At 62.7% G+C, this 21,174-nt stretch carries 19 protein-coding genes and 1 pseudogene; 8 read left to right on the forward strand and 12 right to left on the reverse strand.

Annotation, left to right across the window (positions count from 1 at the left end; genetic code table 11):
• The first annotated feature begins 354 nt into the window (after positions 1-354).
• From DLM46_RS28315 to DLM46_RS28325, 4 genes and pseudogenes are all read left to right on the forward strand, one after another.
• Positions 355-978, forward strand: coding sequence for a hypothetical protein (locus DLM46_RS28315; RefSeq protein ID WP_115105908.1), 624 nt, complete (start codon positions 355-357; stop codon positions 976-978).
• A 327-nt stretch (positions 979-1,305) separates the two neighbouring features.
• Complete coding sequence (locus DLM46_RS39165; RefSeq protein ID WP_133300388.1) at positions 1,306-1,554, forward strand: hypothetical protein; 249 nt, start codon at positions 1,306-1,308, stop codon at positions 1,552-1,554.
• 1,033 nt (positions 1,555-2,587) lie between these two features.
• Positions 2,588-3,301, forward strand: coding sequence for a nuclease-related domain-containing protein (locus tag DLM46_RS28320; RefSeq protein WP_115105910.1), 714 nt, complete (start codon positions 2,588-2,590; stop codon positions 3,299-3,301).
• A gap of 80 nt (positions 3,302-3,381) precedes the next feature.
• Positions 3,382-3,990 (forward strand): annotated as a pseudogene (locus DLM46_RS28325) (methyl-accepting chemotaxis protein); the annotation flags it as partial.
• Between the two features lie 184 nt (positions 3,991-4,174).
• Here the strand turns inward: DLM46_RS28325 and DLM46_RS28330 are convergent.
• The 5 genes from DLM46_RS28330 to DLM46_RS28350 all read right to left on the reverse strand — a co-directional run bounded on the left by DLM46_RS28330 (position 4,175) and on the right by DLM46_RS28350 (position 10,266).
• Positions 4,175-5,605, reverse strand: a complete 1,431-nt coding sequence (locus DLM46_RS28330; RefSeq protein WP_115105912.1) for a mannose-1-phosphate guanylyltransferase/mannose-6-phosphate isomerase — start codon at positions 5,603-5,605, stop codon at positions 4,175-4,177.
• Positions 5,606-5,953: 348 nt separating this feature from the next.
• Entirely contained in the window at positions 5,954-6,976 is a 1,023-nt protein-coding gene (gene galE / locus DLM46_RS28335) for a UDP-glucose 4-epimerase GalE (protein WP_115105915.1), read from the reverse strand.
• A gap of 12 nt (positions 6,977-6,988) precedes the next feature.
• Positions 6,989-8,137 carry a glycosyltransferase family 4 protein gene (locus DLM46_RS28340; RefSeq protein ID WP_115105917.1) on the reverse strand — a complete coding sequence of 383 codons (1,149 nt, stop codon included), beginning with the start codon at positions 8,135-8,137 and terminating at the stop codon, positions 6,989-6,991.
• Positions 8,138-8,176: 39 nt separating this feature from the next.
• Positions 8,177-9,007: a glycosyltransferase gene (locus DLM46_RS28345; RefSeq protein WP_115105919.1), complete on the reverse strand. Its 831-nt coding sequence runs from the start codon at positions 9,005-9,007 to the stop codon at positions 8,177-8,179.
• Complete coding sequence (locus DLM46_RS28350) at positions 9,004-10,266, reverse strand: oligosaccharide flippase family protein (RefSeq protein ID WP_115106188.1); 1,263 nt, start codon at positions 10,264-10,266, stop codon at positions 9,004-9,006. The genes DLM46_RS28345 and DLM46_RS28350 overlap by 4 nt, the downstream gene beginning before the upstream one ends.
• A 330-nt stretch (positions 10,267-10,596) precedes the next feature.
• On the opposite strand from DLM46_RS28350, the gene DLM46_RS28355 reads away from it, so the two are divergent.
• The 4 genes from DLM46_RS28355 to waaA all read left to right on the forward strand — a co-directional run bounded on the left by DLM46_RS28355 (position 10,597) and on the right by waaA (position 15,578).
• Positions 10,597-11,991 carry a phosphomannomutase/phosphoglucomutase gene (locus DLM46_RS28355; RefSeq protein WP_115105921.1) on the forward strand — a complete coding sequence of 465 codons (1,395 nt, stop codon included), beginning with the start codon at positions 10,597-10,599 and terminating at the stop codon, positions 11,989-11,991.
• A 255-nt stretch (positions 11,992-12,246) separates the two neighbouring features.
• Positions 12,247-13,248 carry a lipopolysaccharide heptosyltransferase I gene (waaC, locus tag DLM46_RS28360; RefSeq protein WP_115105923.1) on the forward strand — a complete coding sequence of 334 codons (1,002 nt, stop codon included), beginning with the start codon at positions 12,247-12,249 and terminating at the stop codon, positions 13,246-13,248.
• A 55-nt stretch (positions 13,249-13,303) separates the two neighbouring features.
• Positions 13,304-14,188, forward strand: a complete 885-nt coding sequence (gene kdoO / locus DLM46_RS28365) for a Kdo hydroxylase KdoO (protein WP_115105925.1) — start codon at positions 13,304-13,306, stop codon at positions 14,186-14,188.
• A gap of 76 nt (positions 14,189-14,264) precedes the next feature.
• A complete protein-coding gene (gene waaA / locus DLM46_RS28370; protein ID WP_115105928.1) occupies positions 14,265-15,578 on the forward strand; it encodes a lipid IV(A) 3-deoxy-D-manno-octulosonic acid transferase in 1,314 nt (437 codons plus the stop codon).
• Positions 15,579-15,680: 102 nt separating this feature from the next.
• On the opposite strand, the gene ureG is transcribed toward waaA, so the two are convergent.
• From ureG to DLM46_RS28405, 7 genes are all read right to left on the reverse strand, one after another.
• The gene (gene ureG, locus DLM46_RS28375; RefSeq protein WP_115105930.1) at positions 15,681-16,325 is read right to left on the reverse strand and encodes an urease accessory protein UreG; all 645 of its coding nucleotides are present in this window, start codon (positions 16,323-16,325) and stop codon (positions 15,681-15,683) included.
• A 21-nt stretch (positions 16,326-16,346) separates the two neighbouring features.
• Entirely contained in the window at positions 16,347-17,027 is a 681-nt protein-coding gene (locus tag DLM46_RS28380) for an urease accessory protein UreF (protein ID WP_115105932.1), read from the reverse strand.
• Positions 17,014-17,712 carry an urease accessory protein UreE gene (gene ureE, locus DLM46_RS28385; protein ID WP_115105935.1) on the reverse strand — a complete coding sequence of 233 codons (699 nt, stop codon included), beginning with the start codon at positions 17,710-17,712 and terminating at the stop codon, positions 17,014-17,016. Before ureE ends, DLM46_RS28380 begins: the two co-directional genes overlap by 14 nt.
• 3 nt (positions 17,713-17,715) lie before the next feature.
• On the reverse strand, positions 17,716-19,422 hold the full coding sequence (ureC, locus tag DLM46_RS28390) for an urease subunit alpha (protein WP_115105937.1): 1,707 nt from the start codon (positions 19,420-19,422) through the stop codon (positions 17,716-17,718).
• A gap of 55 nt (positions 19,423-19,477) precedes the next feature.
• On the reverse strand, positions 19,478-19,783 hold the full coding sequence (locus DLM46_RS28395; protein WP_115105939.1) for an urease subunit beta: 306 nt from the start codon (positions 19,781-19,783) through the stop codon (positions 19,478-19,480).
• A 10-nt stretch (positions 19,784-19,793) separates the two neighbouring features.
• On the reverse strand, positions 19,794-20,096 hold the full coding sequence (gene ureA, locus DLM46_RS28400) for an urease subunit gamma (protein ID WP_011487082.1): 303 nt from the start codon (positions 20,094-20,096) through the stop codon (positions 19,794-19,796).
• A gap of 161 nt (positions 20,097-20,257) precedes the next feature.
• A complete protein-coding gene (locus DLM46_RS28405) occupies positions 20,258-21,061 on the reverse strand; it encodes a transporter substrate-binding domain-containing protein (protein WP_115105942.1) in 804 nt (267 codons plus the stop codon).
• Positions 21,062-21,174 lie beyond the last annotated feature (113 nt).

Below are 21,174 nucleotides of genomic sequence, written 5' to 3' on the forward strand. Positions count from 1 at the left end.
ACCACTTCCAGCTTGAAGCTGGCGTCAAATTGTCGGCGCCTTCTTGTCATCTATTGTTTTTCCTCGTCGATTCCGGATTGTCCTCCTATCGACCTGTCCGAGGAAATTAGACCACTACATCCCGCCACAGTCCCCTTAAGGATCGGCGGATCTCTTGCGGTCAACTGTGCTCTGTTTTGCAGGCCGTCGGCATCGTGCGACGGCCTGCCATATCCATAGTGAACGGCGCGCGCGGCCTGATAAACAGCGCACACAACCTACTCGGGTGGCGCCGCATCCTGCGCGCGCCGCTCAACGTGGGTCGGCGCCTTTCGCGGCGTTGACCGCCCAATTTCTCATTCAAGGGAAACCAGCATGCAAGCCGTCTACGACTACCGATATGTGATCACATGCAGCAGCCTGCCCAACGTATTCAAGCGGGAGTTCCGCAAGCTCGTCAGAAATAGAATTGACTCTTCGCTAGATGCGCGAACAGGCCGCCGTTACGCGGTTCCGGCCGAAGCGCAATGTCGGAGAATTGCCGTTCTGCTTGAAGGGTTTCGGGTTCTGCGCGCGGGCGGCTTCGCGCCCGAAACCCCGTGGAACCTGAAGGGCAAGCATCTGCACTATCTGAGGGCCTGCTGGTCGTCCGAAGGCCTGCCAGAACAAGCAGTCGCCGATAGACTGAGGCACTGGCGTGAATTCGTCGTGTGGACCAACAAGCGCGCGTTGCTTCCAATCCTAAGCGTGTTCCCACGAGAAGCCGAGCCGCGGTCGCCACATACGCGAGCGCCTAGCAGGGCGCTGGTACACGACGGCGCGCTGCTCGCGATTCCGGTGCTCACGGAGGCCATAGTAATGGCCGCGCTTACAGAGCATCGCGGCAACTTGCGGAAGGCGGCCCGCGCGCTCGGTACCACGACGGGCGCGGTGTGCCATGCGCTGACCGGTGGTCGCGCACGCGATGAGGCCATTCCGGGGCTCACGATACTGAACTGACTGCGGACTCCGGACAGGCGCTAATAGGCCGTTTCCATCTTGGTCATGGGCGGAACCAGCATGCTGAAGAAACGGTTTGACCTGGTGGCTATACCGCCCTGCGCCTATGTCTGCGCGCATGAAGCCCGGCGCGACATCCAGGGTGTCGCGTCCCCACCGCCCGGCGCTACGGCCGCGCACGCCCTTTGCGTAACGCGACTGCGGTGAAACGGTGGTCTCGGTAGCGCTACATTGGAGCCCGAGCCCTCTGTACGGTAGCGGTTACTGTGTAGCTCAATGCCGTCATCCTGGTCCACGCACCCGGTGCCGGTTTTTTCGACCGCAGGAATGGATCATCCTGCAATCACGTCATTCGGCGTTTTCGTGATTGAAATGAAATACGGGCAGGCGTTGACGCGGATGGCGACACCGACGACACGCAAGCGCTCGTTAATGCCGATCAGTAACGGCTCGAGCGCAACTTACCGACGAAGTAGAGCGCATCAAAAGTACGTTGCTGCCATCGTTTGCCGCAACCGGGGGCTCTTGAGCGTTCGCTCGCCACGAGAAGCAGAATTTGCAAGCAAGGTTGTTTGAGCGTGGAACCTTCCGGGTACCTGTGGCAGCAGCAGTTCGCAGGCAAAGGAAGTTGACGGTCGCGAAATCGGATCATTTCCGATGCCATTCTCATACACACTGGTACTCGACCAGCCGCGTTGGCGGACCATCGCGCGCACGTATTGAGGCGATCGGCAACGCCGCCCAAGGGCTGCAGTAGTGAATCCCCGAGTGTAGGTGTCGGTCGATAGGACTGCGCCGGGGACGCCTGCAAAGTAGGCTGAGGGGTACCCCGTTACCGTACGTGATTGCGGACGGAATCTCTCACGACTTGCAAATAGCAACGAATAGTCAAATCTCTACCTGCCTGATACGAACTTCGTGACGCTGACACCCATGGCCCTTAGCAGAGGCTTGCCGGCTATTGCTATCAACGATGCCGTCGCCGACAGGAGGAGAAAAAAATGAAATATTTCGGGCACCGGCCATATCGAAGGTTTGTCGTTCAACCTGCGTGAATAGGCCTATCTGCCGCCCGACGCATTCGAACAACCAGCGGCCGGCCGATCAGCGGATGCACACATCTGAGAGCCTTGCTTCGACAATTCCTGGAAGTTACGGCTTGCCTTAACACCAGGGAGGGGCCACCGATGACCTGCGAGGCTATGGCAACCCCACGCGCAGAAATGCCCCCCGACGTATCTCGCGAGACGCGGAGCGTCGCATTTGAGGCTGCAAGGCGCAACAGGCGAGCCACCGCGACGCCGATAGACGTCTCCGGGCTGGCCTTTCATCGAAGATTGACAGCGTATGCCAATAGCGAACCCAAACACTATCGCTCACCGGTTTGGAGGCGTCGCGTAGCGCGCCGACCAACGAATTGAGACAAGTAACGGGGGACAGGAATCCGCTGGCTGCAAGGGGAATTTTGGATAGGTTCTGGAAGGACCTGGAGGCAAAGCGGGCCACTGGGGACGATCGGCGATTCTGTAACGGTGGGACGAGACAGGTGACCTTGACTTGGCGGCGCGAGCAATAAGCTGGTCTTACGTCTTACTACAAGGAGATCGTTATGCTCATCGAACTTTTCGGAGTTGGCGCCACGCTCGTGTGCGCCTATGCGTGTTTTCGTCGCGAAGACGAGCCTTCGCCGACGACCAGCGAGCTGGCGCAACCGCGATCGTCAGCGGCTGCGCGCGGTGTACTGGGTGAAGCGCTTGTTTCTACCGAATTGCGCCGGTGTTTGACCCGGCTGTGTGACAACAATTATCAGATATTCGACAGTCTGATCTTGATCCATAGACCTGGCGCTGCGTTTCCGACCGCCGAGATTGATCACCTGGTTGTCACGCCGTTTGGCATTTTCGTGATCGAGACCAAGCACTGGAGCGGCGTCGTCACGCGCGGTGACCGCGATGATACGCTGCGGCTTGCCATGCCCGACGGCCAGTGCTTCGTACGTACCTCGCCGCTCAAGCAAAACGCTGCCAAGGTAAGTTTCGTGCGCTCCTTGTTGCCCCCCCGGTTGTGGACGGTCGAAGGGTTGGGCGTCTTTTCTAACGAAGCAGCGCGGATTGACCCAGCATTGCCGAGTGCCTTGCTCGAGTGCGGCGAGCTGTACCGGCATCTACGCACGCGGCAACAGCAGTTTGGCCTCCGAGGCGTGGGCAGGCTGCCAGTGCGAGTGATCTCCGAAGCGATACTCAAACACGCCGACACCCGACCTGAGGCGGGAATTGAGCACCGAACGCGCGTTCAGGCGAACTCGCGCGAGTTAGAGTCGTAAGTACGAATGGGCCGAGTCGCGAGTCGTCTTGCGCAAGGCACTCGAAGCAGTCGCGCGCGGCAGCGAGTGGTGCCCCCCAGACGGAGACGATGGGCGGCATCACTGCCTTGCCGCGTAAGGAGGTCGAAATCATTGGCATCATCCGAGGGCACCGTGTTTCAGACCAACATTGTTACGCTGAATGCCATACAGGCTCGGATTGTCTGGTCGCTTTTTCGCCGTGGGTCGCCTCGGAAGTGCGCAGCCTCGCGCAGCGTTCAGGCGCCGCGGCGAAGGAAATCAAGGCGCTGATCGGCGAATCGGCCTTCAAGGTGGAGCAGGGCGCATCGCTCGTGTCCGACGCACAGAAGACGATTCAGGAGGCCATGGGCGCGGTCCAGCGCGTTACGGGCGTGATGAACGAGATCGAAGCGTCCGCGCTCGAACAGAGCGACGGTATCGAACAGGTCAACAAGGCGGTCTCACAGATTGACGAAGTCACGCAGCACAACGCTGCGCTCGTCGAAGAGGCGGCTGCGGCGGCAAAATCTCTGGAAGAGCACGCGGTGGCGTTGCGTGATGCGGTGGCGGTATTTCGGCTTGACGGCAATGCATCAACCGTGGCCGGCGGTGAGGCAGCGTTGCTGGGTTCCCGCAACCGCAGTCGTGCATCGCTGCCGCACAACGCGTCACCTCTTCAAGCCACCTGATCTGTGGACATACTCTCCTCACCGGATTGCCACTGCGTCATCACGCGCCCGGCCATCCCCAGCGTCGCGACGACCCGGTGCGTCGCGCGCTCAGCCGTCGAGCAGACTGAAAGGAAGTTGCCTTGGCCCTAGCCTTCGGGCCAAGACGAGAATGTGCGCCAACCTCGCCTTGCTCTTACGAGCGCTATGCCTTCTCCGCACGCCCATACGTATCCTCGAATCGCACAATGTCATCTTCGCCGAGATAGGCGCCGGATTGCACTTCGATTAACTCGAGCGGGATCTTGCCCGGGTTCTTCAGGCGGTGCGTGATTCCAAGTGGAATATAGGTCGATTGGTTTTCTGTCACGATGAGCTCTTTGTCACCGTTCGTAACGAGTGCTGTGCCCTTTACGACGATCCAGTGCTCGGCACGGTGATGATGCATCTGCAGGCTCAACTGCGCGCCAGGGCGGACAACGATGCGCTTGACCTGGAAGCGGTCGCCACTGTCGATGCCTTCGTATGAGCCCCAGGGGCGTACCACACGACGATGCGTGACTGACTCGTGACGACCTGTCGCATTTAACTGGGCAACGATTTTCCTGACGTCCTGCACCTGGTCCCGATGGGCGACCAGTACGGCGTCAGCGGTTTCGACGATGACGACATTGTCGAGACCGATGGCGGCCACCAGTCGATGCTCTGCCCGCACATATGAGTTGGTCATAGCTTCGGTAAGGACGTCGCCGAGAAGCGAATTGCCTTGAACATCGCGTTCTGTAATGTCGGCAAGCGCTGTCCACGAGCCTATATCGTTCCAGCCAAGGTCCGTTACGGCAATGACCGCGGCGCGTTTCGTTTTCTCCATCACGGCGTGGTCGACCGATACGTTCGGGCACGAGGCAAAGGCGCGAGCGTCGAGACGAGTGAAGTCGTTGTCCTGCTGCGCTCCATCGAGTGCAAGTTCTGCCTGCGCGGCGATTTCTGGCGCGTGAAGGCGCAGTTCCTCCATGAAGGTAGAAGCTTGCAGCATGAACATGCCGCTGTTCCACAAGTAGCCGCCTTCGCGCAGGAAACGTTGCGCCGTGGCCTCGTCCGGCTTTTCGACGAAAGCGTCCACCGCGAACGCATGGATGTCCCCGTCGAGCTTCGCACCTGTACAGATGTAGCCATAGCCAGTGTGTGGCTCGGTTGGCGCAATACCGAAGGTAACCAGATAACCGTCTTTGGCGATCTGTGCCGCAGCTTCGGCTGCCTTGACGAACGCCGTCTCGCCGGTGATCACATGATCCGATGGCAGAACGAGCAGGAGGGCATCCGGGGACTCTCGCATCGCTGCCAGCGCGGCCACTGCAATGGCAGGCGCGGTGTTACGGCTGACAGGCTCCAGTACGATCGATGCCGCCGCAATATCTACCTGCCGCAACTGTTCGGCGACCAGAAAGCGCTGTTCATTGTTCGTAACGACAATTGGAGCAGCCACGTTACCGATAGCTCGCAGGCGCAATGCGGTTTGCTGAACCAGCGTGTTTTCGCCGGTCAACCTGAGATACTGCTTGGGGTATCCTCCGCGTGACATCGGCCATAGCCGGGTACCGCTTCCGCCGCAAAGAATCACTGGATGGATCTGCATGGTCTGACTCCCGGGGTCCAAGAGTTGTTGTAGTTGGAGATGGGTATATTACCGTGCGCGTCAAACGTGTCATTGGGGCTCAAAATTGCACATGGATATCTGCGCGCCTGGGCACTTTGAATGCCGTCCCAACAGCATGAGCGCTCGAATCAACGATGACTCGCATATGGACGCATACCGGTATGCCCCAGGAAGCTCGATCAGCGGGGCGAAAAATTGCCAGCATCTGCTGCGCGCCGCCGGAGAGCGTGCCGACCCACTTGATGGCGCTGTTCCTTGAGGTGCAGTTGGCGGCGGGGAAATCCCTGCCTGGCGATTCTCTGACTCCGCCGCCAACCGTCAATCAACTCAAGCAAACCCCTTCGGATTCGTCGACTGCCACCGCCAGTGATCCGCACACATCCGCTCGATGCCGAACTCCGCACGCCAGCCGATGATCCGCTCGGCCGCAGCCGGATCGGCAAAGCACGAAGCCACATCGCCTGGCCGACGAGCCACGATCTCGTAAGGCACCGGGCGTCCGGCTGCCTTTTCGAACGCCTTGACGACGTCGATCACGCTATACCCTTGGCCGGTCCCGAGATTCACCACGAAACTCGCATCGCGTTCGACCAGCGCATCGAGTGCCGCCAGGTGTCCGCGCGCCAGGTCCACCACGTGAATATAGTCACGCACCCCGGTGCCGTCAGGCGTCTCATAGTCGCCACCAAACACCCGCAGCTTCTCGAGCTTGCCGACAGCAACCTGCGCCACATACGGCATCAGATTGTTAGGAATGCCAGCGGGATCTTCGCCGATCAAGCCGCTCTCATGCGCGCCGACCGGATTGAAATAGCGCAGCGTCGCGATCCGCCACGAAGGATCGGCCACTTCCAGATCGCGCAGAACCTGCTCGGCAATCAGCTTCGACTGCCCATAAGGATTGGTTGCGGAAAGCGGAAACGATTCGTCGATCGGCGAACTCTTCGGCACGCCATACACTGTTGCCGATGAACTGAACACGAACTGCTTCACGTTGCGATCGCGCATCACGCCGAGCAGTGTCAGCAAACTGCCGACGTTGTTGCTGTAGTACTCGATCGGCTTGGCGACCGATTCGCCCACCGCCTTCAACGCAGCGAAGTGAATCGCGCCGGTGATCGGGTGTGCGTCGAAAATACGGTTGAGCGCCGCTTCATCGCGTGCATCGGCTTCGTAGAAGCTCACGGCCTTGCCGGTGATCTGCTCCACGCGCCGCAGCGATTCGCGATTGCTGTTCACGAGATTGTCGATTACCACGACGTCGAAACCACCGTTCAGCAGTTCGACACAGGTGTGCGAGCCGATAAAGCCTGCGCCGCCCGTTACCAGAATCGTGCCCTTCGTGGTCATGCTGTTGCTCCGTTAAAGTAAGACGCCCGTCATTTTCTGCACCAGGTCTTTATATGTATCGACGACCACGCGTTCGTCGAATTCTTCTGCGACTTTCTGTCGGCCGCGTTCTGCCATTGCGCGGCGCTCGGCGCCGCTCATGTCGAGCATCTGTGCCAGCTTCGCCGCGAGACTCTGCGCATTGCGCACTTCGCACAGCAATCCATTGACGCCGTCCTCCACCACTTCACGGCAGCCAGGTACATCCGTCGTCACAATCGGCCGGCCCATCGCCGAGGCTTCCATCAGCGTGCGCGGCACGCCTTCGCGATACGACGGCAATACGATGCAGTCCGCATCGGCGATGAAAGGCCGCACGTCGTGCGCCTCGCCAAGATACTCGATGATGCCTTCTTGTTCCCACGCGGCCACCTCTTCGCGTGTGATCGCGCTGGGGTTGTCGACGCCAACCGGACCGAGCAATTGGAACCGCGCCTGAGGATAACGTTCACGCAACCGTCGCGCGGCTTCGACATATTCGCCCACACCCTTGTCCCACAGGAGCCGCCCGATCAGCACAAACTTGAATTCGGCCCGCTCGCGTAGGGGCGTGAAGGTGAACTGTTCAAGATCGACGCCTTCGCCATGCAGCAGACGCGCACGCTCAGGATGCACCAACAAATTCTGCTCGACAAATGCGGCCTGGTCGTCGCGATTCAGAAACCAGACTTCGCGCGGGAAGCGGAAGGCGAAACGGTACAGTTTTTTGGCGATTTGCGCGGCTCGGCTCTGCTGGATGAACACGTAACCGAGCCCTGTCGTCACCGCCACCGACTGCACGCCCGCCAGTTTCGCGGCGACCGAGCCATATATGTTCGGCTTGATCGTGTAGTGGAACACAACGTGCGGGCGAATGCTTCTATACAAACGATACAACGACAAAAGTGTGCGCAGGTCGTCACGCGGATTGGTGCCTTTGGACGCCACCGGCAATTCGATGCAGCGGCACCCCATCGCTGTGAGCAGCGCGAACGTGCGGTCGTGCGGCGCGAGTACCGTCACGTCGACACCGCGTCCGACCAGCATGCGAATCAGCCCTTGCCGATACGTATAGATTGCCCAGGCGGTGTTACAGACGAGTGTAATGCGCAGCGCGGGCGTCGATTTCAAGGCAGGCTTCATGCGGGAACGGGCTCGACGGTGAATGACGGAGTAACGGAATCAATGGCTCGCACGCGGCGCGAGCAACGTGCGTTTGACCCGCTGCAATGCGCGGTAAGGCGTGACGAGATGCAGCAGATTTTTAGCGAGACCCAGCCAGTCGTATAAATTGGTGACGTTGAAATAGCGCAGTTGCAGCCGCAGTGTCGAGCTGACCTGACGGCGCCGTTTGGTCGCGCTGATGCCGCCTTCGTTCAGCTCGTAATAGAGCCCGAGCTCCGGCAGATTCGCACAGTCGTAGCGTTCCATCAGGCGCACAAACAGATCGAGGTCTTCGGCGGAAGGATACGCCGCGCGATAGTTGCCGACTGCGCGGACGGCGTCGATGCGCAGCATCATCGAAGGATGGGCGAGGCATGAGCGGAAGAAGCGCAGACGCCGGATCTCGTTCGGTTCGGCGGGCGGCGTCAGCATGAAGAGCGGTTTTCCCTCACGCGTGACCACCTGCGTCCACATGCCGAGGCCGGCCACTTGCGGATGCAACTCCATGAACACGCGCTGTTTGGCGAGCCGTTGCGGCACGCTGCGGTCGCCCGCGTCGATGCGCGCGGCGTAGCGGAAACCGCGCTGCGCAAGGGCGTCGATGCCGGTTTGCAGCGCGCGCTCGATGCCGCCGTTCTCCGGCATGCGCAGCACTTCGATATGCAGATTGGCGATCGCCGGCGCGGCGATCGGCGGCGTGCTGCCGTCGTCGACGATCAATACGTGGACCCGCGCGCTTTCGCTGAACGAGGCCAGCGTGAGATCGACGTCGGCCTGGCCGTTGTACGCGGGCAGCAGAACAGCGACGTCGTCGAGGGAAATCTGCGCGGCGGCGGATGAATTCGTCATGGGCGCAATTTGAAGCGGATGTAGTAGAGATTGACCGACGCAGCCGCCAGATAGCCGGCCGCGAGGCCCACCAGCGCGCCGTAAGCGCCAAGCCGCGGAATCGCCAGCAGATTGACGACGAACGCAACGGCCAGCGCGAGCAGCCACTTCGACAGCAACACGAACTTGGCCTGATATTTCAGCACGATCAGATTGCCGATCGCTTCGATCCCCGCTGGCACGGAAAGCCACACGGCCCAGCGGAAAATCCCGATCGCGCCTTCATAGTCCGGCCCGAACACGTGGCGGATGATGAACCCCGCCAGCAGATCGAGCACGAGCGCGCCGCTCACCATCAACGCGGCGGTCATCGCAGTGAGCCGCCACATATTGCGGCGCAGTTGCGCGGCGTCCTGCACGCGATAGACAAAGGCGGGCGCAATCGTCTGCGCGAGCATCAGCGCGAGCGTGATCCAGTTTTCGTTCAACTGCTGCGCGGCCGAATAACGTCCGAGGTCGGCGAAGGAGATCGCGCGTTCGAGCATCAGCCGGTCCAGTTTCAGGAACAGATACATACAGATCAGGCCAAGCCAGAACACCGTGCCCGCGCTCGCGAAGTGGCGAAACAGCGAACGGTCGAAGCGCCAGCCGAGCGTGCCGCCATGCCGGCGAACGTAATAGATCAGCAGCACGGCGCCGATCGCCGCGGATTCGATCGCCCACAGCCAGCCGAAGCGCGCGGGCGTCGCCGTGGCGCGCACCAGCAGATAGACGAAGCCCGCTTTCAGCACCGCGGTGCTCATGCTGGTGAGCAACTGCGGCTTGCTGTACGTCATGCTTTGCAGCCACGCATTGATCACGCCGACGAACGGCTCGCGAAACAGCATGGTGACCGCGAGGCCGGCGAGCATGGCGCCGACCAGCGGTTCGAAGACGTGCAGCGCGATGCCGAGCCACGTCAGCAGCAGCGCCGCGACCGATACGGCAAAGCGCAGCGCGAAGGCACTGCCGAGCACGGTGCCGAGTTGTACCGGCGGCCGGCCGACGATGGTGGGAACCAGAATTTCCGCACCGCACACCCAGGTGATCGGCGACAGCACCAGCAGCAGCGTGTTCGCGTACTGCCATTTGCCGAAGGTGTCCGGCCCGAAGTAGCGCGCCAGCATGCCGCTGATCAGGATCGCCACGCCGATCTGCGTGAGCCGCTCCAGCCCGAGCCAGACGATATTGGTGAAGGCGCGCGTGACGTCGGGATTGGCGAAGCGTTTGAGCGTCAGCATCCGCTTGCCGCTCGCCTTTCCGGTTGCGCGAATCGAGCGAGCGGCGCAAGCGTTGCAAGCCGCGCGGCGACAGCGCGCGTCATTGCCCACCTGGCCGACAGTCGCGGCAACTTTACAAAAGCAGGGCGTCTAAGCATTAGAATGGGCGTCTATTAGGGTAAGTCCGAAAAGCGCAATTATAAGTTGGAACCGGATCGCTTCCGGCAAGGGCGCATCGCGAGGTTGTACCGATCGGTTAATGGCCAGCTTATCGACTAGATAAGTGACCAATTTACCGATCAATCAGCGAAGCGTCGGTCAAAATTTTCCATTGCACGCAAGTGAGCCAACATGATCTCCAAATCTATCTTCAAGGCGTATGACATTCGCGGTGTGATCGGCAAGACGCTCGATGCCGATGCCGCCCGTTCGATCGGCCGTGCATTCGGCAGCGAAGTGCGGGCGCAAGGCGGCGATGCCGTGGTGGTCGCGCGCGACGGCCGCCTGTCCGGTCCCGAACTGATCCAGGCGCTGTCGGACGGCTTGCGCGCGGCAGGCGTCGACGTGGTCAACGTCGGCATGGTGCCCACGCCGGTGGGTTACTTCGCGGCCAGCGTGCCGTTGCAGCTCGACGGCGGCGAGCGCCGCGTCGACTCCTGCATCGTCGTGACGGGCAGCCACAATCCGCCGGACTACAACGGCTTCAAGATGGTGCTGCGCGGCGCGGCGATTTATGGCGAGCAGATTCTCGCGCTGCATCAGCGCATCGTCGACGATAACTTCGCCACCGGCAGCGGCACGTACGCCGAGTACGACATCGCCGATACGTATCTCGATCGCATCGCGAGCGACGTCAAGCTCGCGCGCCCGATCAAGATCGTGGTCGACACCGGCAATGGCGTGGCCGGCGGCCTCGCGCCGAAGCTCTTCAGGAAGCTCGGCTGCGAACTGATCGAACTGTTCACCGAGATCGACGGCAACTTCCCGAATCACCACCCGGACCCGGCGCACCCCGAGAATCTCCAGGACGTGATCCGCGCGCTGAAGGAAACCGACGCTGAAATCGGTTTCGCATTCGACGGCGACGGCGACCGTCTCGGCGTGGTCACCAAAGACGGCCAGATCATTTATCCGGATCGCCAGCTGATGCTGTTCGCCGAAGAAGTGCTGTCGCGCAACAAGGGCGCGCAGATCATTTACGACGTGAAGTGCACGCGCAATCTGGCCAAGTGGGTGAAGGACAAGGGCGGCGAGCCGCTCATGTGGAAGACCGGCCACTCGCTCGTGAAGGCGAAGCTGCGCGAAACCGGCGCGCCGCTGGCAGGCGAAATGAGCGGCCACGTGTTCTTCAAGGACCGCTGGTACGGTTTCGACGACGGCCTGTACACGGGCGCGCGTCTTCTGGAAATCCTCACGCGCGTGTCCGATCCGAGCAAGCTGCTGAACTCGTTGCCGAACTCGCATTCCACGCCGGAGCTGCAACTGAAGCTCGAAGAAGGCGAAAACTTCGAGCTGATCGCGCGTTTGCAGCAGAACGCGAAGTTCACCGGCGCGGACGACGTCGTGAAGATCGACGGCCTGCGCGTCGAATATCCGGACGGTTTCGGTCTGGCGCGTTCGTCGAACACCACGCCGGTGGTCGTGATGCGTTTCGAGGCCGATAACGACGAAGCGCTCAAGCGCATCCAGGAAGACTTCCGCCGCGTGATCCTCGCGGAGAAGGCTGACGCCAAACTGCCGTTCTGACGGTTTGAGCGACGAAAAGCTGCGGGCGGTTCGAGTTGAACCGCCCGAGGCTGCCGCCGAACGCGGCGCGGGTTTCACTTACCGCGCCGCGTTTTTTCATGCCATTGACATGCGACGCGCTAAAATTGCGGTCCTCGTGAGAAAACGCCGGGCCGTCCGAAGTTTTGTCATTCCCCCTCGGGGGCCTGGCGCGAAGCGACAGGTTCGGGGGCTCTTTCAACGCATCTTCGGGCCGGATAGCCGGTTTTCCCACTCTTGAGCGTGCAAAAGATACTGATCGTGAGGGTGTCGTCATTGGGCGACGTCGTTCACAACATGCCGGTCATCGCCGACATCCGCCGCCGCCATCCGCAAGCGCAGATCGACTGGCTCGTCGAAGAAAGCTTCGTAGGGCTCGTGCAGCTCGTGACCGGTGTGCACCGGGCGATTCCCGTGTCGCTACGGCGCTGGCGCAAGCGGCTCCTGGCGCTCGACAACTGGCGCGAGATCGGCGCATTCCGGCGTGCGCTCGCCGCCGAGCACTACGATCTCGTGATCGACTGCCAGGGGCTCATCAAGACCGCGTGGGTCGCGCGCATGGCGCGCGGACCGCTGGTCGGCCTCGCGAACCGCACCGACGGCGCGGGCTTCGAATGGCCGGTGCGTTTCTTCTACGACAAGCGCGTGCCGATCGAGCCGCGCACCCATGTGGTCGAACGCACGCGCCAACTGGTGGCCGCGGCGCTGAACGACCCGCAGCCGCAACCTACTGACGAAATCGATTTCGGCATCGATACCGGGCGCGCGGCGCTGGCTTTGTCGGAGGCGAATCTGAACCTGCCGGTGCCGTACGTGGTGTTCGTCCACGCTACCTCGCGCGCCGACAAGCAATGGCCCGACGCCGCGTGGATCGAACTCGGTCAGTCTTTGGTGCGGCGCGGCGCGTCGATCGTGCTGCCGTGGGGCAGCGACGAAGAGCGCCTCACCAGCGAGCGGCTGGCGAAGGAATTCGGCGGCGCGGCGATCGTGCCGCCCAGGCTCCCGTTGCCGGCGGTGGTCGGCCTGATCGAAGGCGCCGCCGCGACAGTCGGCGTTGACACAGGTCTGGTTCACATTGCGGCGGCGCTGAAGCGGCCGACGGTCGAGTTGTACAATTTCGCCACCGCATGGCGCACCGGCGGCTACTGGTCGCCGAACGTCGTCAATCTCGGCACGGCCGGCAAGCCGCCCACGCTGCAAGAAGTCAGGTCCGCGCTGGCCGGTTTCGGCCTGCTCTAATGCTGTAACGCGGCGTGCGCTTCGCCTTACGCTCCATCCGCTTTCAAGGGCGACCATGAACGAAACCCAGATCATCGAAGTAGCGAACGCTGACTGGCACGGACGCAATCTGTCCGTGCCGCGCGAGACGCTGCTCGCCGGCGTCGAACGCGGCAAGGTGCTGTACTTCCCGAACCTGCGCTTTGCGATCGAAGGCGGCGAGCACGCGTTGCTCGATCCGGCGCTCGCCGACCCGAGCCGCAAGAACATCAGCCTCGAACCGAATGGCGGCGCGCTGCACGGCGTGGCCGGCGACGCCGTCACGCAATCGGCGGTGCGCGCGTTGATCGCGCGTTACCAGGCCAACGCGCGCACCCTGGTCGATGGGCTATTCCCCGAATACCACGGCAAGCTGCGCGTCGCGCCGACGAGCCTGCGGCTGCATCGGGTGGAAGGGCGCGAGACGTCGTGGCGTAAGGACGATAGCCGTTTGCACGTGGACGCCTTTCCGTCGCGGCCGAATTACGGCGAGCGCATTCTGCGCGTGTTCACCAACGTCAATCCGCATGGCGCACCGCGCGTATGGCGCGTCGGCGAACCGTTCGAGGATATGGCCAAGCGCTTCCTGCCGCGCATCAAACCGCAGATGCCGGGTTCGGCGTGGCTGCTGAATCTGCTGCACGTGACCAAATCGCCGCGTAGCGAATACGACCATCTGATGCTGAATCTGCACGACAGCATGAAGGCCGATCTCGAGTATCAGAAGTCGAGCCCGCAGGAGACCATGCCGTTTCCGCCTGGCAGCGTGTGGGTGTGTTTCTCCGACCAGACTTCGCATGCGGTGATGTCCGGCCAGTTCATGCTGGAGCAGACCTTCTTTCTGCCGGTCAAGGCGATGGCGCAGCCGGACTGCGCGCCGCTCGGCATTCTCGAGCGCCTGAAGGGCAGGGCGCTGGTTTGAGCGCCGCTGTCTTGTTCGATTGCGCTGTGAAACGTGCGCTTGCATCCGGATTCGCGCTCGAGCGTGCGGAGTCCCGATGCTGAGGGCAATCTATAACGCGCTCTGGTGGATCGTCGCGCCGCTTGCCGTATTGCGCTTGCTGATCCGCTCGCGCAAGGAGCGCGGTTATCGCGAGCATATCGGCGAGCGTTTCGGTTCCGCGCGTGGCCGGCTGCCGGAAGACGATGCGCCGCTGATCTGGGTGCATGCGGTGTCGGTGGGCGAGACGCGCGCCGCGCAGCCGCTGATCGACGCGCTGATGAAGGCGCGGCCCGATGCGCGGATTCTTCTGACGCATATGACGCCGAGCGGCCGCGCGACCGGCGAGCAGACTTTCGGCGACCGCGTGTTGCGCAGCTATTTGCCGTACGACATGCCGCACGCGGTGCGGCGGTTCTTGCGGACGTGGCGGCCGTCGCTCGGTCTGGTGATGGAAACCGAAGTGTGGCCGACACTGATCGACGAATGCCGTCGCGCGGATGTGCCGCTCGTGCTGACCAATGCACGGATGTCCGCGCGTTCCTATAAGCGCGCTGCGAAGTTCGGCAACGCAACCCGGGGCGTGTTTGGCGGTTTTGCGCGCGTGCTGGCGCAGAGTCCGGCGGATGCGGAGCGGCTCACGGCGTTGGGCGCGCGCAATGTCGCGGTGCTCGGCAATCTCAAGTTCGATATGAACACGCCGCCGGAACTGGCGGCGCGCGGTCATGCGTGGCGTGCGGCGATCGGCGCGCGGCCGGTGTGGGTCGCGGCGAGTACTCGCGAAGGCGAAGAGGAACTCGTGTTGCAGGCGTTCGCCGCGCTCGGCATCGACGACGCGTTGCTGATTCTGGTGCCGCGGCATCCCCAGCGGTTCAACGAAGTGGCGGCGCTGGTCGAGAAAGCGGGCTTGCGCATCGAGCGGCGTTCGACCTGGGCGCCCGCGGCGACGGTGGCTTCGGCTGCTTCCGGCGCGGGTGGCGGCGTGCCGGCGTTGTCCTCGAATACGAATGTGCTGCTCGGCGATTCGATGGGCGAGTTGGGCGCTTACTATGCGGCGTCGGATCTGGCGTTCATCGGCGGGAGTTTGTTGCCGCTCGGTGGGCAGAATCTGATCGAGGCGTGTGCGGTCGGCGTGCCGGTGCTGATCGGACCGCACGTGTTCAACTTCACGCAAGCCACCGCTGATGCGGTCGCGGCGGGTGCCGCGGTGCAGGTGCAGGACCCGGCCGAGCTGGCGCGCGCGCTGCGCGAGCTGTTCGGCGACAAGGCGCGGCGGCTCGCGATGAGCGGCGCGGCCTCGGCGTTCGCCGCGCGCCATCGCGGCGCGACCGCGCGGACGGTGGATGTGTTGATGGCGTTGTTGCCGGAGTAGTGACTCGGGTGCCGCGCGTGTTGCGCTCGCCTTATCGGTTTGTGCGAGATGGGACCGAGATGATGGCATTCCTGCTCGAATGCCATCCGGGCGAGTGAAGGCTCAAACCTTCAACAAGCCCTTCTTCTCGATAAATTTCACCACTTCATCCAGGCCGTCGAGCGCCTTCAGATTGCACATCACGAAGGGCCGCTCGCCGCGCATCTTCTTCGCGTCGGACGCCATCACATCGAGATTCGCGCCGACCATCGGCGCCAGGTCCGTCTTGTTGATCACCAGCAGATCCGACTTCGTTATCCCCGGTCCGCCTTTGCGCGGAATCTTCTCGCCGCCGGCGACATCGATCACATAGATCGTCAGGTCCGACAACTCCGGGCTGAAGGTTGCCGCGAGGTTGTCGCCGCCCGATTCGATGAACACGATGTCCGCGTCGGGAAAACGCGTGAGCATGCGGTCGACGGCTTCGAGGTTGATCGACGCGTCTTCGCGAATCGCGGTATGCGGGCAGCCGCCTGTCTCGACGCCCATGATCCGCTCGGCCGGCAGCGCGCCCGCCACCGTCAACAGGCGTTGATCTTCTTTCGTATAGATATCGTTGGTGATCGCGACGAGGTCGTACTGTTCGCGCATCGCCTTGCAGAGCATTTCGAGCAGCGTGGTCTTGCCCGAGCCGACCGGGCCGCCGACGCCCACGCGCAGCGGTGGCAGTTTCTTCGTACGGAGAGCGGCGTGATGAGGTGCGTTCATGATGGATCTGCTTGTATCTGCTTAAGAGCGAAAGAGCCGCGAGTATTGCGACTCGTGACGCGCCGACAAAATGCCTAATTGCGGCGCGAAGGTGTTGATGTTGTCCGCGGTGGTGGCCAGTGCGCGCGTGACGGCGGCGTCGATCGGCTCGCGCAACGCGACGATGATGCGTTGTCCGGCGAGCTGGCCGAGCGGCACCGCTTTCAACGCGGCGGCGGCCTGGTTCTCCACCCAGCTGAAGGCGTAAGCGGCGAGAGCGGCGTCGGGGGCCGCGTCGTGCGCGAAGGCGGCGAACGCAAAGGCCGTGGGTTGGGCCAACGGCGTGATCGACGCCAGGGTCGCGCGCCGTGCTGGATCGCCCCATTCCAGCGACACGCACAACTGCCGCAACGACCAGCCCATCTGCTCCGTTTCGCGTCTCAATTCGGCCGACTCGCGGCTCGCGAGGAACTCGCTATTCGCTGCGGCCAGTCCCGCAGCATCGTGCGCGCGCCAGCGTTCGATCTGATGCGCCAGAAACGGCAGTTCGCCGTGCGCGAGCACCTCGCTCAAACCGCTCGCGATCCAGTCGCGTGCGGAATCGGCGTTGGTGATCAGCTGCGCTTCGATCGCGGCTTCGAGACCCTGCGAGTAGCTGAACGCGCCGATCGGCAGCGCCGGCGACGCGAGATGCAGCAGCGCCGTGAGTTCAGCGATGCGCATGACGATGGTGATGCCCGTGGCCGCACGATTCGTCGTGGACGTGATCGCCGTGGTCGTGGTCGTGGTCGTGACCGCGCTCATGATCGTGGCCGTGCGCGTGGCCGTGCGCGTGGCTGTGGCCGTGCTCATGGCCGTGCTCATGGTCGTGATCATGCGAATGCTCATGACCGTGATGCTCGTCGAACACCTGCTGCGCGATGGCGTAGTCTTCGGCGAAAGTCTCGTCGTGACCATGCTTGTGGCCGCCGCCGTACGCGCCGGATTCCGGCTGGAACGGCATCGACACCTGATCGACCGTTGCGCCGATGCGCTTGAGCATATCGGCCAGCACCGGATCGTATTCGAGCTTCAGATAATCCGCGCCGACTTCGACGGGCGTGTGGCGATTGCCGAGATGGTACGCGGCGCGCGTGAGCGTCAGCGCATCTTTGGCGCGGACGTACAGCACCGTTTCGGGCGCGGCCACGACGCGAACCAAACCGCCGTCGTCGGCGACCAGCACATCGCCGTCGCGCAGCACCGTGCCGCGCGGCAGCAGCAGTGCGACCTCTTCGCCGTTATCGAGCGTCGCCGCGAGGCGGCTCTTGCGGCGCTCGTCGAAAGCGAGCGTCAGGGTCGGCGCGCGCTTCACCAGCACAGGTGCCAGCTTCAGATGCGGCGCAATCAGTTTGTCGATAGTGCGCATGGTTTAGAACAGGAAGTAGCGTTGCGCCATCGGCAGCACGGTTGCTGGTTCGCAAGTCAGCAACTGACCGTCCGCGATGACCTGATACGTCTCCGGGTCGACGCTGATCGCCGGACGCCACGCGTTGTGAATCATGTCGGCCTTCGTGATGTTGCGGCAGTTCTTTACGGCAACGATACGCTTATTCAGGCCGTAGCGTTCGCCGACGCCCGCATCGGCGGCCATCTGCGAAACGAAGGTGAGCGACGTGCGTCCCAGCGCACCGCCACGTGTCGCGAACATCTCGCGATAGTGCACCGGCTGCGGCGTGGGAATCGACGCATTCGGGTCGCCCATCTGCGCCATCGCGATCATGCCGCCCTTCAGAATCAGCGACGGCTTGATGCCGAAAAACGCCGGTTCCCAGAACACCAGATCGGCCCATTTGCCGGGTTCGATCGAGCCGACTTCATGCGCAATGCCGTGCGTGATCGCCGGATTGATCGTGTACTTCGCGACGTAACGTTTCGCGCGGAAATTGTCGTGGCGCGCGTTGTCCTCGGGTAGCGCTCCGCGTTGAACCTTCATCTTGTGCGCGGTCTGCCACGTGCGGATGATCACTTCGCCCACGCGCCCCATGGCCTGCGAATCCGACGACAGCATCGACAGCGCACCGAGGTCGTGCAGGATGTCTTCGGCGGCGATGGTCTCGCGGCGGATGCGGGATTCGGCGAACGCGATGTCTTCCGCGATCGACGGGTCCAGGTGGTGGCACACCATCAGCATGTCGAGATGTTCTTCGAGCGTGTTGACGGTGTACGGGCGCGTCGGATTGGTGGACGACGGCAGCACGTTCGCTTCGCCGCACACCTTGATGATGTCCGGCGCGTGGCCGCCGCCTGCGCCTTCCGTGTGATACGTGTGGATCGTGCGGCCCTTGAACGCCGCGACTGTCGCTTCGACAAAACCGGCTTCGTTCAGCGTATCCGTGTGAATCGCGACCTGCGTGTCGGTGTCGTCGGCGACGCTGAGGCAGTTGTCGATGGCAGCGGGCGTCGTGCCCCAGTCTTCGTGCAGCTTCAGACCGATCGCACCTGCGGCGATCTGCTCCAGCGCGGGCTGCGGCTGGCTCACGTTGCCCTTGCCGAGAAAGCCGAGGTTCATCGGATAACCGTCGGCCGCTTGCAGCATGCGTTCGAGATGCCACGGACCCGGCGTGCAGGTGGTGGCGTTCGTGCCTGTCGCGGGACCGGTGCCGCCGCCGAGCATGGTCGTGACGCCGCTCGCGAGTGCTTCTTCGATCTGCTGCGGGCTGATGAAGTGGATGTGCGTATCGATGCCGCCCGCCGTCACGATCAGGCCTTCGCCGGCGATCACTTCGGTGGACGCGCCGATCGCGATCGTCACGTTCGGCTGAATGTCCGGGTTGCCTGCTTTGCCGATCGCGGCAATGCGGCCGTTCTTGATGCCGATGTCGGCTTTGACGATGCCCCAATGATCGAGAATCACCGCGTTCGTCACGACCGTATCGACCACGTCGGCATGCACGCGTTGCGACTGGCCCATGCCGTCGCGAATCACCTTGCCGCCGCCGAATTTCACTTCTTCGCCGTAGGTCGTGAAGTCGCGTTCGACTTCGATCAGCAGGTCCGTATCGGCGAGGCGCACGCGGTCGCCGGTGGTGGGGCCGAACATTTCCGCGTATGCGCGGCGGCCAATGCGTAATGTCATGGTGTGGGTCCGGAAATGAGCAGGGCGGTTCGGGCAAGCGCGCATGAGTCGCGCATCACAGCTTGCCCATCACCTTGCCGTTGAAGCCGTAGACGACGCGCTCGCCCGCCAGTTCGACCAGTTCGACGGTGCGTTCCTGGCCGGGCTCGAAGCGCACGGCAGTGCCCGCCGCGATGTTCAGCCGGAAGCCGCGTGCTGTTTCGCGATCGAAGGAGAGCGCCGGGTTCACTTCGTAGAAGTGGTAGTGCGAGCCGATCTGCACCGGCCGGTCGCCGGTATTCGACACGACCACCGTGACGGTGGCGCGGCCCGCGTTGAGTTCGTGTTCGCCGTCGTCGATGAGGAGTTCGCCGGGAATCATGGGGCCTGCCTTACGGGATCGGGTGATGGACGGTGACGAGCTTGGTGCCGTCGGGGAAGGTGGCTTCGACCTGGATGTCGGGGATCATTTCCGGCACGCCTTCCATCACGTCGTCACGCGTGAGCAGCGTGGTGCCGTAGTGCATGACTTCGGCGACGGTCTTGCCGTCGCGGGCCGCTTCCATCAGCGCGGCGGTGATGAAAGCGATCGCCTCCGGGTAATTCAGTTTGAGGCCGCGCGCACGGCGCCGTTCGGCGAGTAGCGCGGCGGTGAAGATCAGCAGCTTGTCCTTCTCGCGAGGTGTCAGCTTCATCGATTATGTGCTTAGGGTTGCGCCTGTCCCGAGCGGGGCAGGCGGCGATAGTGATGGGCGCTGCGCGTCGTGGCCGCGATCGCGTGCCGTGCACGGATGGGCCAGGACGAGCGCAATGCCGGATGAGCCTGTCACGGTATCAAGTCCGGCTAACGACGCGCTTACAGATCGGTCGGCAGCGGCGTGCCGAACCATTTTTTCGACATCGTGTTGAGCGTGCCGTCCTGTTTCGCTTGCGCGATGGTGGCGTTGACCTTCTGTTGCAGGCGTTCCTCGTTCTTGTTCATACCGACGAAGCACGGCGAATTCTTGATGACGAACTTCGGCTCCGGACGACGCGGCGGATTCTTCGCGAGGATCGCGGCGGCCACGATGTTACCGGCGGCGATCAGCTGCACCTGACCCGAGAGGAACGCGGCGATGGTGGCGTTGTTGTCTTCGAAGCGTTTGATGGTCGCGTTCGGCGCCATCTGCGTGAGACCGATTTCCTCAAGCGCGCCGCGAGTGGCGCCGACCGTCTTGCCGGTGAGATCGGCGGGGCTGGCGACCTTGATGTCGGCCGGACCGAACACGCCTTGATAGTACGGTGCATAGGCGTTCGAGAAATCGATGACCTTCTCGCGATCCGGCGTTTTGCCGAGCGACGAGATGACCAGATCGACCTTGCCGGTTTGCAGATACGGAATGCGGTTCGCGCTGTTGACCGGCACGAGTTCGAGCTTTACGTTCATCGACTTCGCGAGAAGGGCTGCGGTGTCGATGTCGTAGCCTTGCGGCTTCATATCGGCGCCGACCGAGCCGAACGGCGGATAGTCTTCCGGTACCGCGACTTTGAGCACACCGGCTTTAGCGATGTTATCGAGCGTATCCGCTTGAGCGGCGGGCGCATTGAACGCGAGGAAGGGCGAGAGCAACAGGGCGGCGAGCAGGGCGCGGCGCGCGGGACGAAGGGTCGATCGGGTCATAGGATTGAGCGGGTGGTGGCGACAAGCGGTCGGCTGCCGTCAGGACGCGGCAGCATCGTGGGAGCTTGTCGAGCAAGGTATATGCCATGCCGGTGCGGCGGGGCGGAGCGTGG

It is taken from the genome of Paraburkholderia lacunae (genome assembly GCF_003353175.1).
Taxonomy (GTDB): domain Bacteria; phylum Pseudomonadota; class Gammaproteobacteria; order Burkholderiales; family Burkholderiaceae; genus Paraburkholderia; species Paraburkholderia lacunae.